This window comes from Corallococcus sp. AB018, assembly GCF_003986945.1.
Classification (GTDB): Bacteria; Myxococcota; Myxococcia; order Myxococcales; family Myxococcaceae; genus Corallococcus; species Corallococcus exiguus.
Genome location: NZ_RAWR01000160.1, coordinates 1 through 25,386 on the forward strand (window position 1 = coordinate 1; position 25,386 = coordinate 25,386).

Here is a 25,386-nt window from a genome sequence, read left to right on the forward strand (position 1 = left end):
GCCGGAAGCCATCGAGTTCGAGTTCGGCCGGCCCCAGGCCACCGCCTGCAATTGTTTCAAGGGTGATGCCAGCGCGCAGGACGGGGGCGCGTGCGCCACGCCGCGCTTCGGCACGTACCTGCTCGCGCTGACGTGGGCCCCCACCTTCTGCCGGACCCATCCGGACAAGGAGGAGTGCGAGCACCTGGAAGGCACCTTCGGCGCGACGCACCTCACGATCCACGGACTGTGGCCCCAGTTCAACGACGAGGAGGCGCGAGAGCTCAACTGCACCTATCCGGCATTCTGCGGCGGGCTCTGCGAATGCCAGGGCAGCAATGCCCCTTCGAAGTGCTTCCCCGACCCCGCCACGATTCCACACGCCATGGGCACCTACGGGCCGGGCTTCATCACGGACAACTACTTCCTCGCGAACCACGAGTGGCCCAAGCACGGCAGCTGCACGGGGATGGACGCCCGGACCTACTTCCAGAGCACCATCGACGCGCTGCTGTCATTGCCGGGCGACCAGGGAACTCCGGCCGCGCTCACGGACAACGTCGGCGGGAGCGTGGCGCTGGAGAACCTGCGCGCCGCGTTCGGACAGCGCGACAGCGTCGCCTTCTCTTGCGACCCGAAGTGCAACCTCCTGGAGGTCGGCGTCTGCTTCTCCGTGGATGATCAACTGCGCCCCTCGGCGCCCATGACGTGCCCGACGAACGTCACCAGCGGCGCCTCCAACAACTGCGCGGGCAATGGCCCGCAGCCCCGCTGCCCCATGGTGAAGATCCAGGCCGCGGTGCCCTTCGACAGCGGCGGGGGCGGAGGCGGCCCGTCCTCCACCTGCGGACAGCCGGGCCAGGGCCCCGCGTGCACGAATGATCAGCTCTGCCAGAACCAGGGCTGGGTCCGCTGCGCGCGCTCCGGGTGCTGCACCACCGTGCCCAAGCGCTGAATCAGGCCACGGCCTGGAGGTCGGCGTCGCGCGGCACCTTCGCGGCGGCGGTGCGCACCACCTCCGGGCTCGCGCCGTCCTTGTGGGCGTTCTCGCTCAGGTGCCGGCGCCAGGCTCGCGCGCCGGGCAGGCCCTGGAAGAGGCCCAGCATGTGCCGGGTGATGGCGCCCAGCGGCGCCCCCTGGCTCATCTGCGTTTCGATGTACGGCAGCATCGCGTCCACCACCTCGTGCCGCGTGAGGGGCGCCTGCGTGCTCCCGAAGAAGCGCCGGTCCGCGTCCGCCAGCAGGTACGGGGATTCGTAGGGCGCGCGGCCCATCATCACGCCGTCCACGCGGCCCAGGTGCTCCGCCGCCGCGTCCAGCGTCTTGATGCCGCCGTTGAGGCTGATGTCCAGGTGCGGGTACTCGGCCTTGAGCCGGTGCACCAGGTCGTAGCGCAGGGGCGGCACGTCCCGGTTCTCCTTGGGAGACAGGCCCTGCAGCCACGCCTTGCGCGCGTGCACGATGAAGCGCGTGCAGCCCGCGGCGGAGACGCGCTTCACGAAGTCCTCCAGCGTGGACCACTCCTCCAGGTCGTCGATGGCGATGCGCGACTTCACCGTCACGGGGATGCGCACCGCTTCGCGCATGGCGGCGACACCGCGCGCGACGAGGTCCGGCTCCGCCATCAGGCACGCGCCGAAGCGGCCGGACTGCACGCGGTCGCTGGGGCAGCCCACGTTGAGGTTGATCTCGTCGTAGCCCCACTCCTCGCCAATGCGCGCGGAGGCGGCCAGGTCCGCGGGCTCCGAGCCGCCCAGCTGAAGGGCCACCGGGTGCTCGGCGGGCGTGAAGCCCAGCAGGCGGTCGCGCTTGCCATGCAGCACCGCGCCCGTGGTCACCATCTCCGTGTAGAGCAGCGTGTGACGGGAGATGAGCCGGAAGAAGTACCGGCAGTGCCGGTCCGTCCAGTCCATCATCGGCGCGACACACAGCGGCATGGGGTAGGCCAGGGCAGTCATCGCCCTACCCATATCCGGACTCCCGCCGTCCGCCCAGGGTCTCCCGAGGCTCCCTCTGGAAGCAGGCGGACGACCGGGCTCAGGCGGTAGTGCCGAGCACCACGCCCTGCTCCGCGAGCCACGCGTCCACCAACCGCTGGCCGGCGTCCGTCAGGGTGAAGCCCAGCCCGGCCCACTGCTGGCCATTGAGCATCACCACCTGCCCCAGCGCGCGGGCGAAGGCCACCTCCGGAGCCGCCTGCTTGAGCAGCGCGCCCGCGTAGTGGTGCAGGAACAGGTCGAAGTTCTTCGCGAAGTCCGGGTGCCCGGGGAGCGAGTCGCTGCGCGTGTCCGCCGACACGTCATACGTCTGGATGACCGCGCCGAAGCCCAGCACGTCCACCAGGAACGCCTGCATCCGGTCCTTGCCGCGCACCCGCCCGGGCAGCCACCGCTCCGGCCCCGCCGACGTCTGGAAGGTCCACAGGCCGCGTTGACGCGTGGCGGCGAACGGCAGCCCCCCACCCCGCCGCTCCACCTGGACCGCCCGGCGCTGCACCCGCGGAGGCGAGCTCTCCGAACGCGCGGGGAAGTAGACGATGACCGCCGGTGTGGAGCGGGCGCAGTTCATGGGGGACACGACTCCAGAGGGGGAACACCTGCACCGGAATTATCCGGCGCGGACGCCCTGGAGTTGCTTCCCGGTCAACGCTTTTCAGGGGCCGCCCGGCATGGGCCCGGCGAGCGCCTCCACGGCTTCGGGGAGCGTGCCCCGTTCGAGCGCGGCGTGGAGGGTCATCATCTGGGCGGTCACCACCGCGCGCGACACCTTGGCGCCCGCGCCGTCGCGCACCAGCAGCTCCAGGGTGGCCTGGGCCAGGAGCAGCGGCAGCGTGGTGAAGGCGAGCATGTCCCGGGGCGCTCCCGCCAGGAACAGCGAGCGCACGTAGCGCGCCGCGGCGATCAGGTCCTGGCCCGCGAGCTGCTCCACGTCCTGGAGCTGCACGCCGTCCGGAAGCCACACGCGGCCCTCCTTCCGGTCCTGGCGCGCGTCCTTGAGGATGTTGACCAGCTGGAGCCCCTCTCCGAACAGCGGGGCCAGCGAGCGCAGGTTCGGCGCGTACAGCGCGAGGCGAGAATCCAGGACGAACAGCTCCGTGAGCAGCTCCCCCACCAGTCCCGCCACGATGTAGCAATAGTCACGCAGGGACTGGAGCGACCCGAGCTTCAACAGTCCGTCCTCGGACGCACCGGCCAGCACCTGCCCCATGCCCTGCACCGTCTTCAGCACGAAGTGGCGCAGGATGGCGCCGGCCTCCGGGCGCAGGGCGTCCAGGCTCGCCAGCAGCGTGGGCGTGCGCGCGAGCAGGTCCAGGTAGCCCGCGTTCTCGCTGGGGCGGCGCGACAGCCACTCGCGCGACAACGCCCCGGCGTCCGTGCCCGGCTTCTCCTGGAGCAGGGCTTCGAAGGCGGCCAGCGCCTCCCGCCGCTCGTCGCGCGTCCAGGGAGCGGCGTCCTCCAGCGTGTCGGCGACGCGCAACAGCAGGTAGCCCAGGCCCACCTCGCGGCGCAGCGGCTCGTCGAGCAGCGGGATGGCGAGCGCGAACGTGCGGCTGGTCCGCACGAGGAAGTCCGTCAGTTCGTCATCCCGGAACGGAAGGGCCGTCGCGGTGGGGGCGTCACTCAAGGAACCGTCCTCCGGGCACGGGCGTGCCTGCCGCCCGCGCCCTCACTGCCACAAGCCATCCACCGACACACGCGAGAACGTGCGAGCCCGGCGCGCGGGGCCAGGACGGACACCGCGCGCCCGGGTTTTACCGGTGCTTCAGGGCGCCGGAGCGACCGTGGGCTTCGGGGCCGCGGGCTGCGCGGGAGCAGCGGGCTGGGCCGGCGCGGCGGGGGCGGCGGGCTTCGGCTCCGGCTTCTCGTGCGACTCCAGGATCTTGCCGTTGTCAGCCGCGATGCGGCGGTACCACGCGTCCGGGTAGCGCGGGTGGCCCACCTTGCCCGTGTTGTCGCGCACGTTGCCGTCGATGTACTTCACGAGCAGCTGCTCCCCCAGCTTGCGCCAGCGCGCGTGCACCTTGTCGCCCTGCTGCAGGGAGTACTCGGTGAGGTACTGGCGGGCCTGCTCCGGCGTCCGCTTGTAGAGCACCTGCGCGATGCTCTCGATGTTGGCCTGGTCCGCCAGGAACTGGCCCTCCAGGTCCCCCTGCGCCTTCTGCACGTCGACAATCATGTCGCTCCAGCGCCCGTAGGCCTGGTTCGACACCCAGTTGAAGACCCAGAAGGACGAGTCCCAGGAGAACTCGCCGCGGCTGGCCACGCCCTGGGAGAAGTTCTTCGGCACCTGCCGGATGCCCGCGTACATGGGCGTGTAGACGGTGGTGAAGGTGTCATCCACGCCGAACCAGAGCACTCCGCCAATGGCGTCCGGCAGCGTGGAGCGCATCTGCGCGACGAAGGAGAAGCCCGTCTGCTGCGTGGAGATGGCGCGCTCGTGCACGTAGCTCTTGCCGTCCACGTCCCACGTCATGGGGCGCCAGCGGTAGGGCACCGCGTAGGGCCCCGCGCCCACGTCCTTGGACATGTCCAGCGGCGTGCCCTCGAAGTGGTCGCGCATGAGCGCCATGGCGTCCTGCACGGACACCTTCTTGTCCGGCTTCACCCACAGGGGCAGCCGCTTCGTGGTGTCCGCGCCGTCCGCGAACTCCACGCCCAGCTTCTGGGACGGGGCCGCGCGGCGGAAGATGCTCCACACGCGCGCCTCGCTGAAGCGCTGCCCGCCGAAGTCCAGCGGGTGGTACGTGTCCGCGAAGCTGAAGTCCTTGTCCGCGCCCGTGTACCAGCCCTTCGCGCGCGCGAAGGAGATGACGTCCGGCGAGTACAGCGTGGTGGCGCTGTCGTTGAGCGGGAACTGGCGGATGCGCGACTGGTTGGCGTGCGCGGAGATGTAGCCGTCCGGCAGCTTGCGGGCCACCCACACCGCGCCCTTCTGCCCCTCGCCCTTGCCAATCATCTCCAGGAGCCACGCCTCCTTGGGGTCGGCGATGGAGAACGTCTCACCGGTGGACGCGTAGCCGTACTCGGCGACCAGGTCCGTCATCACCTGGATGGCCTCACGCGCCGTCTTCGAGCGCTCCAGCGCGATGTAGATGAGCGAGCCGTAGTCGATGATGCCCGAGGGCCCCTCCAGCTCCTTGCGGCCCGTGAAGGTGGACTCGCTGATGGACAGCTGGTGCTCGTTCATGTTGCCCACCACCGAATAGGTGGCGGCCGGCTGCTTGATGCGGCCCAGGAACTTGCCGGTGTCCCACTCCATGACGTCGCGCATGGAGCCGGCCGCGTGGCGGCGGGCGGGCGTGTAGTACAGCTCGCCGTACAGCTCGTGCGCGTCCGCCGCGTAGGTGATGAACGTGGAGCCGTCCGTCGTGGCGCCCTTCGTCACCAGCATGCTGGTGCAGGCGTCCGCGACAACGGGGGCGACGAGCACCGCCGTCAGCGGCAGCGCGGTGAAGAGGGTCGAAGGGAATCGGTTCATGGCGGCGCAATCTAGCAGGACCGCCGCCCGCTGCCCGCCCAGACAGGTTGCCCGGCACCCGAGCGCCCGGGCCCCGGCAGCCCTGCCGCATGACGCCATGCGAGAAGCCGATGGCCGTTGAGCCCCGCGCTACTTCCCGACCCCCACGTTGGATGGCACCCGTCGTGTGGGGACGCTAGGGTTGCCTTTTCCTGCCCGGGGCGTTCCGAACCCCAGGGCTCCCTTTGGAGGAAACCGTGACGGAGATCGTGGTGGGCCTGGTGGTGTTCTTCGTCCTCACGGTCGTGCTCGGCCCCGCCCTGTGGAGCTCCCGCATCTGGTGGAGCAAGGCGGACCGCGAGCAGGTGAAGGACAAGCACGGCCGCCCCCAGAAGGGCCCGAAGGACGCCTAGGGGACGGCCGGCTTGCGGTACCTGGCGGCTACTCGTCGTTCTGGCGCAGCGCCGCCAGCACGTTGAGGTCCTCCAGCGTGGTGGTGTCCTGCGAGGACTGCTTGCCCGCGGCCACGTCGCGCAGCAGCCGGCGCATGATCTTCCCGGAGCGCGTCTTGGGCAGCCCTTCCGCGAAGCGGATGACATCCGGCCGCGCGATGGCGCCAATCTCCTTGCCCACGTGCACGGCCAGCTCCTTCTTGAGCGCTTCTGAAGGCGCGTTGCCCTGCTTGAGCGTCACGAAGGCGACGAGCGCCGTGCCCTTCAGGTCATCCGGGCGGCCCACCACGGCGGCCTCGGACACCTTCGGGTGCGCCACGAGCGCGCTCTCCACCTCCGCGGTGCCCAGGCGGTGGCCCGCCACGTTCACCACGTCGTCCACGCGCCCCATCAGCCACACGTAGCCGTCCGCGTCCGTGCGCGCGCCGTCGCCGGTGAAGTACATGCCGGGCAGCTCGCTGAAGTACGTGTTCACGTACCGCTCCGGGTCCCCGTACACGGTGCGCAGCATGGACGGCCAGGGCTTCGTCACGAAGAGCAGCCCACCCTGCCCCTTGGGCACGCGCTTGCCGTCGCGGTCGAGAATCTCCGCGTGGATGCCGGGCAGCGGGAACGTGGCGGAGCCGGGCTTGGTGGGCGTGGCGCCGGGCAGCGGTGAAACCATGATGCTGCCCGTCTCCGTCTGCCACCACGTGTCCACGACCGGGCAGCGCCCCCCGCCGATGACGTCGCGGTACCACATCCACGCCTCGGGGTTGATGGGCTCGCCCACGCTGCCCAAGAGGCGCAGCGAGGTCAGGTTGTGCTTCTTCACCGGTTCGTCGCCCAGGCGCATGAAGGCGCGGATGGCGGTGGGCGCGGTGTAGAGGATGGTGGCCTTGTAGCGCTCGATGATGTCCCAGAAGCGGTCCGGGCCCGGCTGCGTGGGCGCACCCTCGTAGATGATGGTGGTGACGCCGTTCATCAGCGGGCCGTAGACGACGTACGTGTGGCCCGTCACCCAGCCCACGTCCGCGGTGCACCAGTAGACGTCGTCATCGCGCAGGTCGAACACCCAGCGCGTGGTGAGCGACGCGTTCATCGCGTAGCCAGCCGTGGTGTGCAGCACGCCCTTGGGCTTCCCGGTGGAGCCGGACGTGTAGAGGATGAACAGCGGGTGTTCACTCTCCACCCACTCCGGCTCGCAGACGTCGGACTGGCCCTTCACCAGCGCGTCCCAGGCCAGGAACTTCGGACCTTCGGGCAGCTTGCCGTCACCGGTGCGGGTGAGGACGATGACCTTCTCGATGCTGGGAGCGTTCGGGAGCGCGGCCTCCACGTTCTTCATCAGCGGCACCACCGCGCCCTTGCGCCAGCCGCCGTCCGCGGTGAGCAGCACCTTGGCGCCCGCGTCCTTCATGCGGTCCTGGAGCGCTTCCGCGGAGAAGCCGCCGAACACCACCGAGTGCACCGCGCCCAGCCGCGCGCACGCCAGCATCGCGACGGCGGCCTCCGGCACCATGGGCAGGTAGATGCCCACGCGGTCGCCCTTCTTCACGCCCAGCGACTTGAGCCCGTTGGCCAGCCGGTTCACCTGCTGGGACAGCTCTCCGTAGGTGAGGGTGCGGCGGTCGCCCGGCTCGCCCTCGAAGAGGATGGCGGGCTTGTCCTTGAGCTTCGGCAGGTGCCGGTCCAGACAGTTGTAGGCGAGGTTGGTCTTCCCCTCGACGAACCAGCGCGCGTGGGGCGGCTTCCAGTCCAGCACCGTCTGGAAGGGTTCCTTCCAGTAGAGCTCCTCGCGGGCGCGGTCGCCCCAGTACTTGTCCGGATCCTTCGCGGCTTCGTCCCACAGCCGCTGATAGTCCTGCATGTCGCGGATGTGGGCCCGCCGGGAGAAGTCCTCGGGCGGGGGGAAGACGCGGGACTCGGTCAGGACCGAGACGATTTCCTGCGGGTCTGCCATGGGCGTTCCTCCAGCTGGAGCGTGGGAACAGCCCCCATGTTGTAGGAAGCCCTTCTCGCTATCTCAAGGGTTCCCTTCGCAGCGGGTGTTCCCCTGAACGCCGTCGAAGCGGATCCACAGCTCGCAGGTGCAGTCCGTGTTGTTGTTGGCGTCGTAGGCCAGCCGCATCTGCCCGCTGAACTTCGTGGCGCACACGGTGGTCGCGTCCAGGTGCACGCGGACCTGGTCGAGCAGGCACTCATTCGTCCCGTCGACGGTGGTGCTGACGTTGGCCACGCTGCCGTCGGCGGTGAACGCCTCGCCGTCCTCCAGGACGTAGCCGAGCAGCTGCATGTTCTGCACGCCGAAGTCCGCGCGCACCACGCGTCCGGCGATTTGAAGATTCAACTGGAGGTTGCCCTGGAACTGCTCCAGGAGGCCGCAGTCGTCGCGCAGCGTCTCCGTGGGGATGAGCTCGTACACACCCTCGTTCTGGCTGTAGGGCAGGCAGCCCGCCAGGGTGGAGGCCAGGAGGGCGGTGAGGCTGAGGCGTCGCAGGGTAGACACGGCACGCACCATCGCCCACGGGAGGCATCCGGAACGGGCGCTCGCCAGGGGGCTTTGGGTAGAGTGCGACGCCATGCCTGAATACCGCAACCCCAAACCCACCGTGGACTGCATCATCGAATTGTCCGGAGAGCGCATCGTGCTCATCCGCCGCGCGAACCCGCCGGTGGGCTGGGCGCTGCCGGGCGGCTTCGTGGACGAAGGTGAGCCCCTGGACAAAGCGGCCATCCGCGAGGCCAAGGAGGAGACGGGCCTGGACGTGACGCTGGAGGAGCAGTTCTTCAGCTATTCGGATCCGAAGCGCGACCCGCGCCTGCACACGATTTCGACGGTGTTCATCGCGAAGGCGACGGGCGAGCCGGTGGGCGCGGACGACGCGGCGGAGGCGAAGACGTTCACCGTGGACGCGCTGCCCAAGGACCTGTGCTTCGACCACGGCACCATCCTGTCCGACTACCTGACGTACAAGCGCACCGGGAAGCGCCGCAAGCTGTAGGCGTAGGACGGGCCTCCACGGATGCACTACCTGTTCGTCCTCCTGGCGCTCGGAGCGCTGCTCATCGTCCATGAGCTGGGGCACCTGGTGGCCGCGCGCCTGTTGGGCGTGCGGGTGCCGCGCTTCACCGTGGGCTTCGGGCCGCCGCTGCTGTCGTTCCGGCTGGGCGGGACGCAGTTCGTGCTGGGCGCGGTGCCGCTGGGCGCGTCCGCCAATCTTCAAGGGATGAACCCGCACCGCTCCGCGGAGGAGGACACATCCGGGTTCGGCACGCTGGGGCCGCTCAAGCGGATGGCCATCATCCTGGCGGGGCCGCTGGCGAACTACGCGGTCGCGCTGGGGCTCTTGTTCGCGCTGTATTCGTCCGGGACGCACGTGGTGGTGCCGCTGACGGTGGGCACGGTGCTGCCGGGTTCGGAGGCGGCGCGGGCGCAGCTGTTGCCCGGAGACAAGCTGGTGGCCGTGGCCGGCAAGCCGCTGGCGAGCTGGTCCGACTTCGTCGCGCGGGTGGCGGACGGGGTGGGCGGGCAGCTGGAGCTTTCGGTGGACCGGCACGGCGAGCCGCGCACGGTGACGGTGCGGCCCCGGGCGGACGAGCGCGGCGCGGGGCGCATCGGCGTGAGCCAGCAGTACGTGTTCCGCACGCACGCGCCTGGAGAGGCGTTCACCCAGTCGCTGGTGCACACCGGGCGCGTGGCGTCCGAGGCGCTGTCCACGCTGGTGGCGATGGTGCGCGGGCCGGAGGTCGCGGGCAAGGCCGGGCCGGGCGCGATGATGCGCCAGGAGTCGTCCGACGTCGCGTCGTCCACCGCGTCCGGGACGGATGCGCTGGTGCGCGCGCTGGTGGCGGCGTCCGTGGCGCTGGCGATGCTGACGCTGGTGCCGGTGCCGGGACTGGATGGCGGCCGGGTGCTGCTGCTCGCCATCGAAGCGGTGAGTGGCCGGCGCATCCCGCCTCGCGTGGAGACGGTGGCGCAGACGGCCGGGTTCCTCTTCCTGTCCATTGGCATCGTGGCCACGGCGGGCGCGGAGATCCGCCGCGCGCTGCCGTCGTCAGAGGCTCCGCCCCCTGGCGTGAAGGCCCCCGCTGTCGCGCCCGTCGCCACGCCCGCGACTGTCGTCCTGGATGCGGGCGTCCTCGCGGTGGCGAGCCCCGCGCCGGTGGCGCCGAAACCGGTGGCCGTGGCGCCCGCGGTTCCAGATGCCGGGACGTCCGCGACCGTTGTCGTTCCCAAGGTGCAGGACGCGGGCACGGCCGTGTCCACCGCCGCGCAGCCGGATGCAGGGACATCCGTGTCCGCCGTGACTCCTCCGGATGCGGGGACTCCCGTGTCCGTCGTTACTGCGCTGGATGCAGGGACGTCCGGGTCCCCCGTCGCGCCTCTGGACGCGGGCACGTCCGCGCAACCGGCGCGCGTCGTGACGCCGTTGCCTCCCTGAGGCGTCCGTCCGCCTGCTCCACTGCCCTCCTTCCAGGAAGCGGAGCCATTGTTGGATGGCAGGTGCCGCACGGTCGCAATCCACCTCGGTGATTGCACGACCGCGTGTGCGCCAATACAAGCCCAAGGCTTCTGCCACCTCGCGCCGCCCATCAGAGATCCGCATGATCCAGCCCCCGCCCCCCGTCATCCCCCCTTCCGAGGAGCGCCACTTCGCGGGCGGCGGCGAGATGGGTGAACTGGTGCGCTCGCTGGACTGGTCGCGCACGCCGTTGGGTCCGTCACGCGACTGGCCCGTCAGCCTGAAGACGATGGTGGGCGTCGTCCTCCACAACCGGTTCCCCATGCTCATGTGGTGGGGCCCGGAGATGATCCAGGTCTACAACGACGCGTACCGTCCGGTGCTGGGCCGCAAGCACCCCGGCTCCCTGGGCGCGCCGGGCGAGACCATCTGGTCGGAGATCTGGGACGTCGTCGGCCCCATGGCCCGGGGCGTGCTCAACGGCGGCCCCGCGACCTGGAGCGAGAACCTGGCGCTGTTCCTCAACAGCCGGGGGTTCGTCGAGGAGACGTTCCACACGTTCTCGTACAGCCCCATCCCCGACGAGCAGGGCGGCGTGGGCGGCGTGCTCGTCACCGTGCGGGAGACGACGCAGGAGGTGCAGTTCGACCGGCAGCTGCGCATGCTGCGCGACCTGGCGGCCCGCTCCGCCGACGCGAAGTCCCCGGAGCAGGCCTGCCGCACCAGCCTGGACGTGCTCGCGGGCAACGACCTGGACCTGCCGTTCTCCCTGCTCTACCTGCTGGACGCGAACGGCGACACCGCGCGCCTCGCGGGCAGCAGCCGGTTGCCCGACACCGTCCTGGCCGCGCTGCCCACGCAGCAGTCCCTCTCCTCCGAGTCCGGCACCGACTGGCCCTTCGCCGAGGCCGCCCGCACCGGTGACTCCGTCATCGTGAAGGACCTGGGGCAGCGCCTCCATGCCCTGCCCGGCGGCCGCTGGAACACGCCGCCATCGCTCGCCGTGGTGCGCGCCCTGACGCAGCCCGGCCAGTCCCGGCCGTCCGGCTTCCTCGTGGGCGGCGTCAGTCCCCGGCGGCTGCTCGACGCGAGCTATCACGCCTTCTTCCAGGCCACCGCCGAGCAGGTCGCGGCCTCGGTCGCCAACGCGCGCGCCTACCAGGCAGAGCGTCAGCGCGCGGAGGAGCTTGCCGCGCTGGACCGCGCGAAGACGGCCTTCTTCAGCAACATCAGCCACGAGCTGCGCACGCCGCTCACGCTGCTCCTGGGTCCCACCGAGGACGCGCTCGCCAGCCCCGAGCGAACGCTCCAGGGCGACTCGCTGGAGACGGTGCACCGCAACGCCGTGCGCCTGCGCAAGCTGGTCAACACGCTGCTGGACTTCGCGCGCATCGAGGCCGGGCGCGTGCGCGCCGCCTACGAGCCCACCGACCTGGCAGCCCTCACCGCCGGGCTCGCCAGCGCCTTCCGCTCCGCCATCGAGCGCGCGGGCCTGGTGCTCGACGTGGACTGTCCGCCCCTGCCGGAGCCGGCCTGGGTGGACCACGAGATGTGGGAGAAGATCGTCCTCAACCTCGTCTCCAACGCGCTGAAGTTCACCTTCACCGGCACCATCACCGTGGCGCAGGCGCTGAAGGACGGGTACATCGAGCTGCGCGTCACCGACACCGGCACCGGCATCCCCGCGCACGAGCTGCCCCGCCTCTTCGAGCGCTTCCACCGCGTGCACGGCGCCCGCGCGCGCTCCCACGAAGGCTCCGGCATCGGCCTGGCGCTGGTGCATGAGCTGGTGCGGCTGCACGGCGGCACCCTCACCGTCCAGAGCGAGCTGGAGCGCGGCACGACCTTCACCGTGTGCATCCCCACGGGCTTCGCCCACCTGCCGCCGGAGCACGTGACGTCCGCGAAGAGCCAACGCTCGCTGCCCGCGGGCGCGGACCCCTACGTGCGCGACGCGCTCGGCTGGCTGACGGACGGGCCATCCCCGCCGGCCAATGACGACGGGACACCCCCAACCATCGACCCGGCGTCGCTGGGGATGGAGGAGCGCGGGCGCGTGCTGCTCGCGGACGACAACGCGGACATGCGCGAGTACGTGGGCCGGCTGCTCGGCGCGCACTGGACGGTGGAAGCGGTGGCGGACGGCGAGGCCGCGCTCCAGGCCGCGCTCGCTCGGCCCCCGGACCTCATCCTGTCCGACGTGATGATGCCCCGGCTGGACGGCTTCGGGCTGCTCCAGGCCCTGCGCGCGGACGAGCGCACCCGCACGGTGCCCGTCATCCTGCTGTCCGCCCGCGCGGGCGAGGAGGCCCAGGAAGAGGGCCTCAACGCTGGCGCGGATGACTACCTGGTGAAGCCCTTCTCCACCCGCGACCTGCTCGCGCGCGTCACCGCGCAGCTCACGCGCTCCCGGCTGCGCAAGCTGGAGGCCGCGCACGGCGAGCGGCTGGCGCGCATCTTCCAGCACACGCCCGTGGGCATCGCCATCCTGCGCGGCCCGGAGCACGTCTTCGAGTTCGCCAACCAGAACTACCTCAAGCTCGTCGCCAACCGGGACGTGACGGGCAAGGCCATCCGCGACGCCCTGCCGGACCTGGCGCGCCAGGGCATCTACGAGCTGCTGGACGGCGTCTTGACCACGGGCGAGCCGTACATCGGCCGCTCCCTGCGCGTCGTCTTCAACGACGGCCCCAACCAGTCCGCGCGCGAGGTGTTCTTCGACTTCGTCTACCAGCCCATGAGCGACGCGAAGGGCCAGGTGGAGTCCATCATCGTGGTCGCCTTCGACGTGACGGAGCTGGCCACCGCGCGCCGCGAGGCGGAGGCCGCCAACCGCGCCAAGGACGAGTTCCTCGCGATGCTCGGCCACGAGCTGCGCAATCCCCTGGCCCCCATCCTCACCGCGCTCCAGCTGATGCGCCTGAGGGGTGAAACGGCGGCGGAGCGTGAGCGCACGCTCATCGAGCGGCAGGTGACGCACCTGGTGCGCATGGTGGACGACCTGCTGGACGTCAGCCGCGTCACCCGGGGCAAGGTCACCCTCAAGCGCGAGCGCGTCACGCTCACCGACGTGGTGGCGAAGGCCATCGAGCAGATCAGCCCGCTCATCGACCAGCGCCAGCACACGCTGGAGGTGGACCTGCCTGACCGCGGCATGGACCTGAACGGCGACCCCACGCGCCTGGCGCAGGTGTTCGCCAACCTGCTCACCAACGCCGCCAAGTACACGGAGCCGGGCGGCTTCCTGGCCGTGACGGGCACGCGCGAGGGCCGCGAGCTCGTCCTCAGCGTGCGCGACACCGGCGTGGGAATCGCGCCGGAGATGCTGCCGCGCGTGTTCGACCTCTTCGTGCAGGAGCATCAGGCCCTGGACCGCTCACAGGGCGGATTGGGACTGGGGCTCGCCATCGCGCGGAGCCTGGTGACGCTGCACGAAGGCGCCATCAGCGCGCACAGCGCGGGCCGGGGCCGCGGCAGCACCTTCACCGTGCGCCTGCCCGCGCTGGAGGCGGAGGCCCCCGCCGCGCTGCCCACGCCGCAGCCCGGCGCGCTCGTCCCCCAGGAGCCCACCTCCGTGAGCGCGCGCGTGCTCATCGTGGACGACAACCGGGACGCGGCGGACGTGCTCTCCGAGTCCCTGGAGTTCCTCGGCTGCACGACGCGCGTGTCCTACGACGGCCCCAGCGGCCTGGAGGCGGCGAAGGAGTTCCGCCCTGAAATCGCGCTCCTGGACATCGGCCTGCCGGTGATGGACGGCTACGAACTGGCCCGCCTGCTGCGCCAGCAGGAGGAGCCCCGCCCCCTCAAGCTGGTGGCGGTGACGGGGTACGGCCAGGAGTCCGACCGCCAGCGCTCCAAGGCCGCGGGCTTCGACGCGCACCTGGTGAAGCCGCTGCACTTCGAGACGCTGGAGGCGCTGCTCAAGGACCTGACGGGCGCCTGAGCAGCAGGCCGCCCGTCGTCCAGGGGACGTCCAGCCTCACGAAGCAAAGGCCGGGCGGCGGCCAAGGCCTTATGCTCCGGCCCGACATGCCCACGCCTTCCGCGCCCTCCGCCTCCGTGGCGGACGGCGGACTCTTCTGCGAGCTGTACTGGGGCACCTCCCTGGCGGAGGCCTGGAGCTATGGCCCCGAGCTGGGCCAGGTCCACGCCGCGCCCGACGAAAAAGCCCCCCTGCCCCTCTACGGCTTCACGCTGCCGGAGGAGCCCTTCCTCCTCGCCGAACGCACTCCGAAGGGCTGGCGCATCCACGTGCCGCCGTCCGCCCGCGTGGAGAAGAGCCTCAAGGGCCACGACTTCCAACCGGTGGGCCCCGACGAGCTGACGGGCGCCCCGGGCCGCACCGCGGTGGAGCTGTGCGAGGGCATGACGCTGCGCCTCGTGGAGGGCGAGCTGAACCTGCTGCTGCAGCCGTCGGTGGTGAAGGAGCGCGCGGGGCGCTTCCGCGTGCGGGACGTGGCCTGGCTCATCACGGTGGCCATCCTCTTCCTGAGCGCGCCCGTCGCCTTCCTCGTCATGGGGCCGGATCCGGCGCGCATGGCCGCGAACAACGCGCGGGCGCTGCAGGTGGCCCACGACAAGGAAGAGGCGCGGCGCAAGGCCATGGGGTTGGACAAGCCGATGAAGCCCATGACGGAAGCCGAGCGCGCCACGCAACAGCAGGACGGCGGCGTGCGCGTCACCGTCCCGGCGAGCTTCGGCGTGCGCTAGGACGCGGGCTCAGGGCCCCAGGCCCACCCAGACCTCGCCGTCCTCGAAGTACTCCTTCTTCCAGATGGGCACGTCCTGCTTGAGCCGCTCGATGGCGTACTCACAGCCCAGGAAGGCCTCCTTGCGGTGCGCGGACGCCGCGGCGATGACGACGGCCAGCTCGCCCGGCACCAGGGTGCCCACGCGGTGCATGATGGCCAGCCGCGTGCCCGGCCACGTCCGCGCCACCTCGTCGCCAATCTCCGTGAGCTTCGCCTCCGCCATGGGCGCGTAGGCCTCGTACTCCAGCCGGAGCACGCGCCGGCCCTTCGTCTGGTCGCGCACGGCGCCGGAGAACGTCACCAGCCCGCCCGCCCCTTGGGACGCAACCGCGTCCACGACCTCCGCGAGCTGGAGCGGCCGGCCCACCACGGAGAAGAGGCGCGGCGCCCCACCGGCCACGGGCGGAATCAACGCCAGCTCCGCGTCCGGCGCCACCGGTGAGTCCAGCCCCACGAACTGCTGCTGCACCGCCACGCGCAGGTGCGGCAGGAGCGGCGCCAGCGGAGGGTGCTTCGAGGCGAGCAACGCGAGCACGTCCGAGACGCGCGCCCCGGGCGGCACGTCCAACGACTCGCGGGACAGGCCCGCGCGCTCGCGGGCCGCGGCGAAGTACAGCACCGTGACGGACATGGCCTGCCTCCTGCTTGCGTGTCCCTAGCGCTCGCGCAGCACGACGCGGCCCTGGAGCCGCCCGCCGCCGTCCACCGGGGAGAAGTCGAGGAACCCGTACTCGAAGGGGGTGAACTTCTCCAGGAGCGCCGTCACGAAGAGCTGGCTCATCAGGAGCTTCGCCGTCGCGACGCCCGGCACCGAGCGCACCCCGGCGAGGTCCGCCCGCAGCTGCCCCATGTCCACCATCAGCGACAGGTGGCCCGGCCCGAACGCCTCCGCGCCGAAGCGCGTGCGCAGCGTCTTGCCCACGTCCCCCAGCTCGCGGCCGTTGAGCACCTCGCCCGCCTCCAGCGTGGCGCGCTCCGGGGTGAGCGTGAGCGACACCGGCTGCTCCATGAGCCGCGTGCGGAAGCGCGTGGTGCCGCCCTGCGCCTCCTTCTGGAAGACGAGCCCGTTGTCCTGCAGCTGCTTCTGGATGAGCTGGAGCACCGGCGGCACGGACGCGAGGCCCGCCTCCATCACCACCGTGCCCTTGGGCGCGGGGCGCTGGTCCTGGATGAAGCTCCGGAAGAAGGCCGCCGCGTCGAAGTAGACGAGCATCGTCACGTCGCCGCGCAGCGCCTTGAGGAGCGGCTCCGCGTCCAGCCCCTGCTTGCGCCAGCGCTCCAGCGTCCGCTGCCGCCGGGGCGACTCCGGCGAGCCGAACACCAGCCGCGCCAGCTCCTCCGGAGGCACCGACAGCTGCGCCGCCGCCACCGGCCCCACCGCCGCGCGTCCCAGCAGCTGCGACGCCGGCCCCCGCGCGCCGCCCAGCAGCGGCCGGGACGAGGCCAGGAAGCCGTCCAGCTCCGCCTGGTCCGCCTGCACCGCGAGCGCGCCGAAGAAGCCGCGCACCGGCATGTCCTCCTTCTCCGCCTCCGGCACCGGCGGCGCGGAGAAGAGGAACACGCTGCCGTCGCGCACCTTGCCGCGCAGCTCCGCCAGGAGCGCGTTCTCGGAGATGCCCGGTCCGGACAGCGCCTCCACCTTGCGGCGCACGAGCTCCACGTCCGGAGACTCCGCCACCGCCAGCGCCTTCACCGTCTCCCCGGGCTCCGGCGCGTCCGGCGAATCCGGCACCGCGAGGTACACGTAGCCCCGGTCCGCGAAGAGCAACATGGCGTTGCCACCGTCCACCGGCTCCACGCGCGCGCTGCCATCCTCGCGAGGCAGCACCCGGTGGCCGGCGCTCCGCAGCTCGCGCGCCACGGCCGCGAGCGCCGCCCGCGAATCCGTCACGCCCAGGAGCGCCACCACGCCGTCGAAGTCCGGAAGGAGGAAGAAGCCGAAACCCTCCTCGGGGTCCACCTCCGAGGGACCGGGCCCCAGGCTGCGCAGCAGCAGCGGCACGAGCGGCGTGTCCGCCAGCGTCTGGCGCATGTTGCCCTCGCCCACCAGCCGCCCGTAGAAGTTCACCAACCCCTCCACGTTGCCGCGCAGACGGGGCACCCAGAGGACGGTCTGCGCGTCCTCGGGCACCGCGCGGAGCACCGGGCGCGGCACCACGGTGAGCACCACCCGGGCCAGCTCCTTGTCCCCGTCCAGCGCCCGCACGGTGTAGCGGCCGGCGGTGGCCCACGCGTGGCGGACGCCCGGCACCGTCTGGGGCGGCGTGCCGTCCCCGAAGTCCCAGGTGATGGAGGGCGCCTTCGGGGAGGTGGAGCCGAAGGCCTCCGGCACTCCCGCCTCCAGCGTGCGCTCCGGTCCCAGGTCCGCCCTCAGCCCCCGGCAACCGGAGACTCCCAGGCCCACGGCGGCCAGGAGGAGGAGGAACGGAAGCGGGGACGGGTGCGCGCGCGGTCGGGAGGCCATGGGCCTTTCGGTTAGTAGTCCAACGCCAGACCGAACATCCAGCGCCGGCTGCCCAGGTTCAGGCCCTCGCCGCCGAAGTTGTTCACATCCGCATGCGTGTACTCGGCGAAGAGGTACGAGTGGTTCACGCCCAGGTCCGAGTCGAAGTCGCGCGCGAAGCGCGGCTCCAGCACGTCCAGGAGGAACGACACGCCGGCGGTGCCTCCCCAGCCCCACTTGCCGCCGCTGCCCTTGCTGCCCTCCACCTCTTCCGTGGCGCTGCCCTTGGTCATCCACCAGGGGGAGTAGATGAGCCCCAGCTTGGCGTACGGCACCAGCGGGATGCCCCAGCGGAAGGCCGCGTAGTCGAACTTGTAGAAGGCGTTGAGCTGGATGGGCAGCACCTTCAGCGCCGCCTTGTCCGCCGCCGCCGAGCCGTCATCCAGCTTGGCGTCCGCGTACTTCTCCCCGTAGCCCAGGCCCAGGCCCAGGCCCGCCGTGCCGATGCCCTGGTAGAAGAAGCGCTGGAGCTCCCCCTCGACGAGCAGCAGCGACGTGTCACCGAAGGTGTCCTTGTACGGCGTGTTGCCGTTCAGGGCCTTCTCGGTGTCGATGCGCGGCTTGTAGCCGCCCGCGCGGAAGATGACCGCGCCCGTGCGCGGAGAGCGCGTGGGGATGGTCACCTCCTGCGCCACCGCCGGTACCGCCAAGAGAAGCGCCGCGACTCCCAGGCCCACAGCCGTGCTGCTCATGACACCTTCCTCCGAGACGACAGCCAGATGCCCAGGGCGGCCAGCACCGCGCCACCCGCGATGCCGCCGCCGGTCGCGGCACACCCGCCGCGCTCCTGACCGCCATCTTCCACATAGGCATCGAACAAACCATTGCTCTTCACGGGCGTCGCATCCACCTGGGCGGACCCCGTGCTCACGTTGCCCGCCGTGTCGATGATGGTCGCCTGGAGCCGGTACGTCACGCCATTCGTGAGGCCGTTGACGACGACGTTGCCCTCGCCGGATGCCTTGGTGACGCGCGTCACCGGCCCCGTGGTGCCCTCCAGCGCCAGCGCGCCCACCAGCCCCTGCCCGCCGTCCTCCGTGCCCGCGTCCACGTCCGTCCCGGCATCGGTGTCCGTCCCGGCATCGGTGTCCGTACCGGCATCCTCATCCGTCCCGGCGTCATCCGAGCCCGCCGTGGCCACCCTCGCCGCCTCCACCACGACGGTGGAGTTCGCCTCCGCGCCATCCACCTGCACCGACAGCGCCGAGTCCCGGGCGATGACCTTGGCGATGCTGGGCGTGGCGGGCGGCTGCGGGTCGTACTTCACCACGAAGGGGGGGCTGCCCACGTTGGAGAAGGTCTCCTGGCAATCCAGCCCCAGGCTGCCGCCCAGCCGCCGCGCGGACGCGCACAGCTTGAAGGAGATCTCCGTGTCCTGGGTGTCGCACGTCGTCACGGTGCCCGCGTCCGAGTTGCCGCCGCGCGCGGCGAGCGCCTCTCCCACGGTGAAGTCCACGACGCCGTTCGTCGCCGTGTTGGCCGAGTCGAGCGAAGCCAGGACCAGGTCCGTGGACGCGGGCCGCGTGCCGCAGGACCCCGTGGTCACGTAGAGATAGATCGAGTCCTCACAAGCACTCCCGCTGCGCTGCCAACTGAAGCGGCGCTCCTGGCCACATTCACTCTTGGGCACCGTGACGGTGTTGTTCGTGGCGGTGGACGAACTCGTGAACTGCACCGTGGGCCCCGTCTGGGCCACGGCCGTGGACGCGAAGAGCAAGAGGCCAATGAAGGGAAGGCGCATGGATGGGCTGGAAGCTAGCAAGGGCGGGGCCACCCTCAAGCCCCGTCCAGACGGCCTGTTTCCCAAGGAAAACCCCGGGTTCGCGCGCCAAACAGGCAAGGTGCCCCCGGGGGCTTTGCCAAAATGTCAGGAGGGGCGTTCCGCCAGCTTGAGGCCCGCGTCCACCAGGTGGGCGGCGGCCCGGCCGGCGTTGTCCACGGACGCGAAGAGCGTCACCCACTCCGGGGCCTGGGGGAAGGCGCGCACCCGGCCCACGTGGACGGCCGGGTCGCTCATCACCAGCATGGGCATGGGGTAGATGCGCTCGCCGGGGGCATCCAGCACCTTGAGAGACGGGGACGTCTTCAGCGCGGCGCGCACCTGCTCCACGGGGCCCGGCTTCTTCAGCTGCACGTTCACGGTGAGGCCGTGGCCGTGGAAGGTGGGCACCTGCACGGCGGTGCCGGCCAGGACGGGCGTCTCGCCCAGGGCGGAGAACAGGCGCGCGGCCTCCAGCGTCCAGCCGCCCTCCTCTTCCGTCCACGGGCTGTTCACCATGAAGCCGCCCACCTGGGGCACCAGGTTGAAGCCCACGCGGTGCGGGAAGACCTGCGGCTCCGGCTCGCGGCCAGACAACAGGTCCGCGGTCTGCTTCTCCAGTTCGGAGATGCCGCGCACGCCCGCGCTGGAGGCGCCCATCAGCGCCGTCACCTGCGCGCGCACCACGCCGAACGCGCGGCGCAGCGGCTCCACCAGGTGCACGGTGGCGCTGGTGACGATGCCCGGAAGGCTCACCACCCGGCCCTTGAAGCTGAAGCCCGGCCCCAGGGCCTCCGTGTTGAAGCCCGGGAGGATGAGCGGCACGTTGCCGTCGTTCCGGAAGGCGCTGCTTGCGTCCACCACCCACGCGCCCGCGGCCTGCGCGGCCGGGGCCAGCTTGCGGGACGCCTCCGCGGGCGTGGCCAGCAGCACGACGTGGATGCCCCGGAAGGCCTCCGCCGAGGCGAGCTCCACCTCCAGCGTGTCCTCGCCGTACTCCACCTCCAGGCCCTTGGAGCGCTCCGAGCCGAAGGCCCGCACCTGCTCCATCGGCACGTCGCGCGCGTACAGATTGGCCAGCACCTCGCGGCCCACCACGCCCGTGGCGCCCACCACGGCAATCCGAAGGTTCTCTCTCATGACGCGCTCCTTTACGTCAGCGCCTCCGCCCACGCGAGCACGACGAAGCGCCCTTCAGGCGGAGGCTTCAGTCTTCCTTCAGCCGCGCCGTGGGCGCGGGGCCCGGCAGCGGCGGGAACTTCGGGTTGCGCTCCGGCTCGGAGGCGCGGACGTAGTGCGGCTCCAGGGCGAAGAGCGCCTCCTGGGAGTACGCCTCCGGCAGCCTCGCCAGCCGCCCCACCTCCACCGCGGACGGGAAGGCCGGGCCGGACAGCAGCCGGTGCGGCGCGACGCCGTGCTTCTCCAGCGCCTGGCGGTAGTCCGCGAGCGCGGGGCCCAGGGCCACGGCCTCCGGTTCGGCGGCCATGCGCTGGGCCACCTCCTCCGGTGACATGGCCGTCTCCGGCGCCAGCGCCTCCACGGCGAAGCCCACGCGGCGGTAGGCGCCCAGATAGAGGTCGTCCTTGCGCGCCACGGCGAGGCAGAACAGCGGCACGCCCTCCGGTCCCTCCAGCGCCACCGCCGCCAGCGATGACGCGCCGGCCACCTTGAGGCCCGTGGCGTACGCCAGCGCCTTCACCGTGGCCAGGCCGATGCGCAGGCCCGTGAAGGACCCCGGCCCCAGGCCCACCGCCAGCCCCTCCAGGTCCTTCAGCTTCAGGCCGTGACGCTGGAGCAGATCCCCGACGACGCCGGGCAGCGCCTCGCTCTGCTTCTCCGGCGGAAGCACCACCACGTGCTCCACGGCGCGCACGGCGTCCCCCTGGCGTTCCACCAGGGCAAGCGACAGCGTCAGCGTGGAGGTGTCCAGCGCGAGCAACACAGGCGACATCCCTTCTTTCGTTTCAAGGCACTCAGGCCGGAACGGCCCAGAACTCCACCGGCACCTGCGACACGCGGTCGCTGCCGCACCGGTACAGCCGCACGCGCGCCAGGCCCTTGTCCAGCATGCCCAGCTGCTTCGCCGCGGCCTTCGACACGTCGATGATGCGGCCGTCCACGAAGGGGCCGCGGTCGTTGACGCGCACCTCCACCTGGCGGCCGTTCTCCATGTTCATCACCTTCACGCACGACCCGAAGCGCTCCGTGCGGTGCGCGGCGGTGAGGGCGTTCTGGTTGAACTTCTCCCCGCTGGCGGTGGGCCGGCCGTGGAGGCCGGGACCGTAGAAGGACGCGACGCCCTCCCCCAGGTAGTTGCGGGGCATCTTCTCCCGGCGCGTCACCTTCGTTCCCCCTTCACCGGAAGAGGTCTCCGGCGGCTGGGGCTTCGCCGCGCGCGACGCACAGCCAGCGAAGAATCCCATCCCCAGCAGCAGGAGCGCGGTACGTCCTCGCATCATCACCTCGCTAGCGGGTCACGTCGTTGGTCACGGCCAGCAGCATCAGCAGGATGAGCAGCGCCAGGCCCACCATGTTCGCCACCTCGCGCACGCGCACGGGGATGGGGCGGCGGCGGATGCCCTCCCACGCGGCGGACAGCAGGTGGAAGCCGTCCAGCACCGGGATGGGCAGCAGGTTCATCACGCCCAGGTTGATGGAGATGATGGCCATCAGGTTGAGGAAGCTGTCCAGGCCCTGCTCGGCGCTCTTGGCGGCCAGCTGGTACATCATGATGGGGCCGCCAATCGTGCTGGGCGACACCTTGCCCACGAACAGCCCGCCCAGCACCTGCACCATCTGCCCGACAATCTTCGGGACGATGAGCGCGGCCTCCTTGAAGGCGGCGGCCGGGCCCAGGTCGATGGTCACCTTCTCCACCGGCGGCAGGTCCGCGCTGCTGTAGCTCCACGGGCGCACGCCGAACACCAGCGGGGCGCTCGTCTGGCCGTAGTCGTCGCGGGTCTTGAGCGGCGCCTGCGCAAGCTTCTCCGTGCGCTCACCCTGGGCACCGCGCCAGGTGAGCGTGAAGGGCTGGGCCTGCAGACCGTTGAGCACCGTCGCCAGCTTGTTGAAGGACTTCAGCGGCGTGCCGTTGATGGCGACGATGCGGTCGCCCGGAACGATGCCCGCGCCTTCCGCCACGCTGCCGGTGGCCACGCTCGCCACGTAGAGGTCCACCGCCTCCGCGCCCAGCGCCGCCGCGCCCTCGCCGGGCTGACGCGGCAGGGACACCTTCACCACTTCCGGCAGCCGGCCGGTGACGGCGCCCACGTCCACGGGGGCCAGGCGCGCCACGCTCAGCTCCATGGGGGTGCCTTCCGGCACCTTGGCCACCTCCCGGTAGAGGGCGGCCTCGTCCTGCACGTGCACGCCGTTGACGGACAGCACGCGGTCAAAGCTCTTCAGGCCCGCGGTGGCCGCGGGGGACGTCGGCGGCACGCCCACCACCGGCGGCTGCGGGTAGGGGCTCACGCCAATCATCCCGCGCTCGATGGTGTCCACCGGGGACACCTCCGAGCTCTTCTCCGGCGTCACCTCCACCACCTGCTGCTGCCCGTCGCGCTCCAGGGTGATGGGGACGGGGCGGTTGAACTTGCCGACGAACGCGTCGCGCATGTCGTCGAAGGTGCGGACCGGCTCGCCCTCCACGGACAGGATGCGGTCTCCGGGGCGGACGCCCGCGGCGGCGGCGGCCATGTCCGGCGACACCATGCCCACGCGCGTGGACAGCGTCTCCTGGGGCCCCAGGAAGACGAAGAAGTAGACCAGGATGGGGAACAGCAGGTTGAAGGCCGGACCCGCGAGCACAATCAGCCCGCGCTTCCAGGGCGGCTGCGCCAGGAAGCCGCGCGCGGCCTCTTCCGGCGGGAGCTCTTCGTGCGGAAGGTCTCCGGCCATCTTCACGAAGCCGCCCAGGGGCAGCAGCGCCACCTGGTACTCCGTCTCCCCCTTGGTGAAGCCGATGATCTTCGGTCCGAACCCGATGGAGAACTTGAGGACCTTCACTCCGCAGGCCTTGGCCACGAGGAAGTGGCCAAGCTCATGCACCGTGACGAGCACGCCCAGCAGGAGGATGAAGTACCCGAGGTTCAGGAGCATGGCCGGAAGAGTAATCGCGCCCCCCGGGGCGGACAACGCACAACGCACGCCGCAAGGCGGGCGGGCAGGCGCGAAATCAGGCACTTACGGCAGCAGGTGCCTCACGAACTGCACATAGACGAACACCAGCGGCGCATTGAAGATGAGCGCGTCGATGCGATCCAGCACGCCGCCGTGTCCGGGAATGAGCTTTCCGGAGTCCTTCACGCCGTACGCGCGCTTGAGCATGGACTCGCACAGGTCACCCACGGGGCCCAACAGGCCACCCAGGATGCCCAGCACCACACAGTCCCACACGGTGAAGATGGGGAAGAAGCCGAGCTTGGCGACGAACATGCCCAGCACGGAGCCGACCATGCCGCCGAAGAAGCCCTCCCACGTCTTGTTCGGGCTCACCGCGGGGTAGAGCTTGTGCTTCCCCAGGAAGCGGCCGGCGAAGTACGCCAGCGTGTCGTTGGCCCAGGTGATGGTGAGCGCGCAGATGACCCACGCGTGCCCTTCCGGCAGCAGGCGCAGCGCGGACAACGCGGTGAGGCCAATGGAGCCGTAGAGGAAGCCCGTGACGAGGTGCGCGGCCCGGGTGGGGGCCTCCGCGAGCACGCCCCGGAACAGGTTGTAGATCCACGCGAAGAAGAAGAAGACGGACGTCAGCCAGAAGGCGGCCTCGCCCGTGCGCGCGGCGTCTCGCAGCGGCAAGAGCGGCATCACGAAGGCGAAGGCCATGCCCACCCAGGCGGCGGCGCCCAGGCGCTTCTGCGTGATGAGGTAGTACTCGCCGGCGCACACGGCCGCGGCGGCACCCAGGAGGATGGCGCTGGAGTACCCGCCCAGGAACAGGAGCAGGAGCACCAGCGGCAGGAGGGTGACGCCTGTGACAACGCGGATGAGGAGGTTCTTGTTCTTCTCGTTCACGCCTTGGCCCGCTGGGGGGTGTCGTCCCGGTTGACCTGGGCGGACGTCAGACCGAAGCGCCTTTCGCGGCCCTGGAACTGCGACAGGCAGCGCAGGAACTCTTCGGTGCGGAAGTCAGGCCACAGGGCGTCGGTGAAGCACAGCTCGGCGTACGCCAGTTGCCAGAGCAGGAAGTTGGAGATGCGCTGTTCGCCGCTGGTGCGGACGATGAGGTCCACCGGCGGCAGTCCGGCGGTCCACAGCCGTGACTCCAGATCATCAGCGTCCAGGTGCGCGGGGTCCAGCTCGCCACGGGCAGCGGCCTGAGCCAGGTCGCGCGCGGCGCGCAGGAGTTCCTCGCGGCCGCCGTAGGAGAGCGCCAGGGTGAGCACCATGCCCGTGTTGTGGGCGGAGTCCGCCCGGAGGCGCTCCAGCGGCTCGCGGACGTAGCGGGGCAGCTTGTCCACCTCGCCGATGGCGTTGAGGCGGATGCCGTTGTCGAGGATTTCCGCGCGCTCGGACTCCAGGTACTCGCGCAGGAGGTCCATGAGGCCGGCGACCTCTTCCGGCGGGCGGGCCCAGTTCTGGGAGGAGAAGGCGTAGAGGGTGAGGGCCTGGACGCCAACACGGCGGGCGGCGCGGGTGACTTCCCGGACGCTCACGCTGCCCTCGCGGTGGCCCTCCAGCCGGGGCTGGCCGCGAAGCTCGGCCCAGCGGCCGTTGCCGTCCATGATGATGCCCACATGGCGCGGGAGTGGCCGGGCCTTGACCTGGATCTCAAGGGCGGTGGGCAACACTGTGGGGGGGCGATCCATGAAGCCGCGCACCCTAGCGGCGGCGCCGCGTCGCGTCCACGGGCGCGTGGCCGCCCGGTCCCTCTGGGGTGTTGGATGGTCGCCTGCTGGGGTTGAACGGTTCGAGAGGGGACATGAACCCGGCTAAAGTGGTCTTCCATGAAAACTCCTCATGGGTGTCCTTCCTTCCGGGTGCTCGGCGGGCTGCTCGGGTTCTGGGTGTTCGGGGCGGGTCCGGCCTTCGGGCAGGCGGCGGG

General features: G+C 71.0%; 22 protein-coding genes. 6 read left to right on the plus strand and 16 right to left on the minus strand.

Features of this window, described 5'->3' with window-relative positions; translation table 11 throughout:
- The coding region (locus D7Y11_RS29040; RefSeq protein WP_126935314.1) for a hypothetical protein at positions 1–934 on the plus strand (934 nt) is incomplete at its 5' end.
- 1 nt (position 935) lies between these two features.
- Here the strand turns inward: D7Y11_RS29040 and dusA are convergent.
- The 4 genes from dusA to D7Y11_RS29060 all read right to left on the minus strand — a co-directional run bounded on the left by dusA (position 936) and on the right by D7Y11_RS29060 (position 5,457).
- Positions 936–1,937, minus strand: a complete 1,002-nt coding sequence (gene dusA / locus D7Y11_RS29045) for a tRNA dihydrouridine(20/20a) synthase DusA (protein WP_120578776.1) — start codon at positions 1,935–1,937, stop codon at positions 936–938.
- A gap of 79 nt (positions 1,938–2,016) precedes the next feature.
- Positions 2,017–2,547: a hypothetical protein gene (locus D7Y11_RS29050; protein WP_126935315.1), complete on the minus strand. Its 531-nt coding sequence runs from the start codon at positions 2,545–2,547 to the stop codon at positions 2,017–2,019.
- A gap of 84 nt (positions 2,548–2,631) precedes the next feature.
- Positions 2,632–3,603, minus strand: a complete 972-nt coding sequence (locus D7Y11_RS29055) for a squalene/phytoene synthase family protein (protein WP_121754854.1) — start codon at positions 3,601–3,603, stop codon at positions 2,632–2,634.
- A gap of 138 nt (positions 3,604–3,741) precedes the next feature.
- Positions 3,742–5,457 (minus strand): dipeptidase, encoded by a 1,716-nt coding sequence (locus D7Y11_RS29060; RefSeq protein ID WP_121754853.1) that lies wholly within the window; start codon positions 5,455–5,457, stop codon positions 3,742–3,744.
- Between the two features lie 236 nt (positions 5,458–5,693).
- On the opposite strand from D7Y11_RS29060, the gene D7Y11_RS43450 reads away from it, so the two are divergent.
- Positions 5,694–5,849: a hypothetical protein gene (locus D7Y11_RS43450; protein WP_158624492.1), complete on the plus strand. Its 156-nt coding sequence runs from the start codon at positions 5,694–5,696 to the stop codon at positions 5,847–5,849.
- Positions 5,850–5,877: 28 nt separating this feature from the next.
- On the opposite strand, the gene acs is transcribed toward D7Y11_RS43450, so the two are convergent.
- Together acs and D7Y11_RS29070 are read right to left on the minus strand one after the other, a co-directional pair.
- Positions 5,878–7,830 (minus strand): acetate--CoA ligase, encoded by a 1,953-nt coding sequence (acs, locus tag D7Y11_RS29065; protein ID WP_120578780.1) that lies wholly within the window; start codon positions 7,828–7,830, stop codon positions 5,878–5,880.
- A gap of 63 nt (positions 7,831–7,893) precedes the next feature.
- Positions 7,894–8,376, minus strand: coding sequence for a hypothetical protein (locus D7Y11_RS29070; protein WP_233605158.1), 483 nt, complete (start codon positions 8,374–8,376; stop codon positions 7,894–7,896).
- 73 nt (positions 8,377–8,449) lie between these two features.
- On the opposite strand from D7Y11_RS29070, the gene D7Y11_RS29075 reads away from it, so the two are divergent.
- From D7Y11_RS29075 to D7Y11_RS29090, 4 genes are all read left to right on the plus strand, one after another.
- The gene (locus D7Y11_RS29075) at positions 8,450–8,872 is read left to right on the plus strand and encodes an NUDIX hydrolase (protein WP_120529920.1); all 423 of its coding nucleotides are present in this window, start codon (positions 8,450–8,452) and stop codon (positions 8,870–8,872) included.
- Positions 8,873–8,893: 21 nt separating this feature from the next.
- The gene (locus tag D7Y11_RS29080; protein WP_126935316.1) at positions 8,894–10,312 is read left to right on the plus strand and encodes an RIP metalloprotease; all 1,419 of its coding nucleotides are present in this window, start codon (positions 8,894–8,896) and stop codon (positions 10,310–10,312) included.
- A 163-nt stretch (positions 10,313–10,475) separates the two neighbouring features.
- On the plus strand, positions 10,476–14,276 hold the full coding sequence (locus D7Y11_RS29085; protein ID WP_126935317.1) for an ATP-binding protein: 3,801 nt from the start codon (positions 10,476–10,478) through the stop codon (positions 14,274–14,276).
- Positions 14,277–14,362: 86 nt separating this feature from the next.
- Positions 14,363–15,043, plus strand: a complete 681-nt coding sequence (locus D7Y11_RS29090) for a hypothetical protein (RefSeq protein WP_120578792.1) — start codon at positions 14,363–14,365, stop codon at positions 15,041–15,043.
- Positions 15,044–15,052: 9 nt separating this feature from the next.
- Here the strand turns inward: D7Y11_RS29090 and D7Y11_RS29095 are convergent, their stop codons facing one another.
- The 10 genes from D7Y11_RS29095 to uppS all read right to left on the minus strand — a co-directional run bounded on the left by D7Y11_RS29095 (position 15,053) and on the right by uppS (position 25,150).
- Positions 15,053–15,715 (minus strand): molybdenum cofactor biosynthesis protein MoaE, encoded by a 663-nt coding sequence (locus D7Y11_RS29095; RefSeq protein WP_120578784.1) that lies wholly within the window; start codon positions 15,713–15,715, stop codon positions 15,053–15,055.
- 24 nt (positions 15,716–15,739) lie between these two features.
- Positions 15,740–17,548, minus strand: a complete 1,809-nt coding sequence (locus tag D7Y11_RS29100) for a PKD domain-containing protein (RefSeq protein WP_126935318.1) — start codon at positions 17,546–17,548, stop codon at positions 15,740–15,742.
- Between the two features lie 11 nt (positions 17,549–17,559).
- Positions 17,560–18,279, minus strand: coding sequence for an MXAN_2562 family outer membrane beta-barrel protein (locus D7Y11_RS29105; RefSeq protein ID WP_120578786.1), 720 nt, complete (start codon positions 18,277–18,279; stop codon positions 17,560–17,562).
- Complete coding sequence (locus tag D7Y11_RS29110; RefSeq protein ID WP_120578787.1) at positions 18,276–19,328, minus strand: MXAN_2561 family MXYO-CTERM-anchored protein; 1,053 nt, start codon at positions 19,326–19,328, stop codon at positions 18,276–18,278. The genes D7Y11_RS29105 and D7Y11_RS29110 overlap by 4 nt, the downstream gene beginning before the upstream one ends.
- 126 nt (positions 19,329–19,454) lie before the next feature.
- Entirely contained in the window at positions 19,455–20,486 is a 1,032-nt protein-coding gene (locus tag D7Y11_RS29115) for an aspartate-semialdehyde dehydrogenase (RefSeq protein WP_120578788.1), read from the minus strand.
- A 67-nt stretch (positions 20,487–20,553) separates the two neighbouring features.
- Positions 20,554–21,297 carry a tRNA (adenosine(37)-N6)-threonylcarbamoyltransferase complex dimerization subunit type 1 TsaB gene (gene tsaB, locus D7Y11_RS29120; protein WP_120578789.1) on the minus strand — a complete coding sequence of 248 codons (744 nt, stop codon included), beginning with the start codon at positions 21,295–21,297 and terminating at the stop codon, positions 20,554–20,556.
- Positions 21,298–21,319: 22 nt separating this feature from the next.
- The gene (locus tag D7Y11_RS29125; protein WP_120578793.1) at positions 21,320–21,802 is read right to left on the minus strand and encodes a septal ring lytic transglycosylase RlpA family protein; all 483 of its coding nucleotides are present in this window, start codon (positions 21,800–21,802) and stop codon (positions 21,320–21,322) included.
- Between the two features lie 10 nt (positions 21,803–21,812).
- Positions 21,813–23,444 (minus strand): RIP metalloprotease RseP, encoded by a 1,632-nt coding sequence (rseP, locus tag D7Y11_RS29130; protein ID WP_120578790.1) that lies wholly within the window; start codon positions 23,442–23,444, stop codon positions 21,813–21,815.
- 84 nt (positions 23,445–23,528) lie between these two features.
- Complete coding sequence (locus tag D7Y11_RS29135; RefSeq protein ID WP_120578791.1) at positions 23,529–24,356, minus strand: phosphatidate cytidylyltransferase; 828 nt, start codon at positions 24,354–24,356, stop codon at positions 23,529–23,531.
- On the minus strand, positions 24,353–25,150 hold the full coding sequence (uppS, locus tag D7Y11_RS29140) for a polyprenyl diphosphate synthase (protein ID WP_120578794.1): 798 nt from the start codon (positions 25,148–25,150) through the stop codon (positions 24,353–24,355). The genes D7Y11_RS29135 and uppS overlap by 4 nt, the downstream gene beginning before the upstream one ends.
- Positions 25,151–25,386 lie beyond the last annotated feature (236 nt).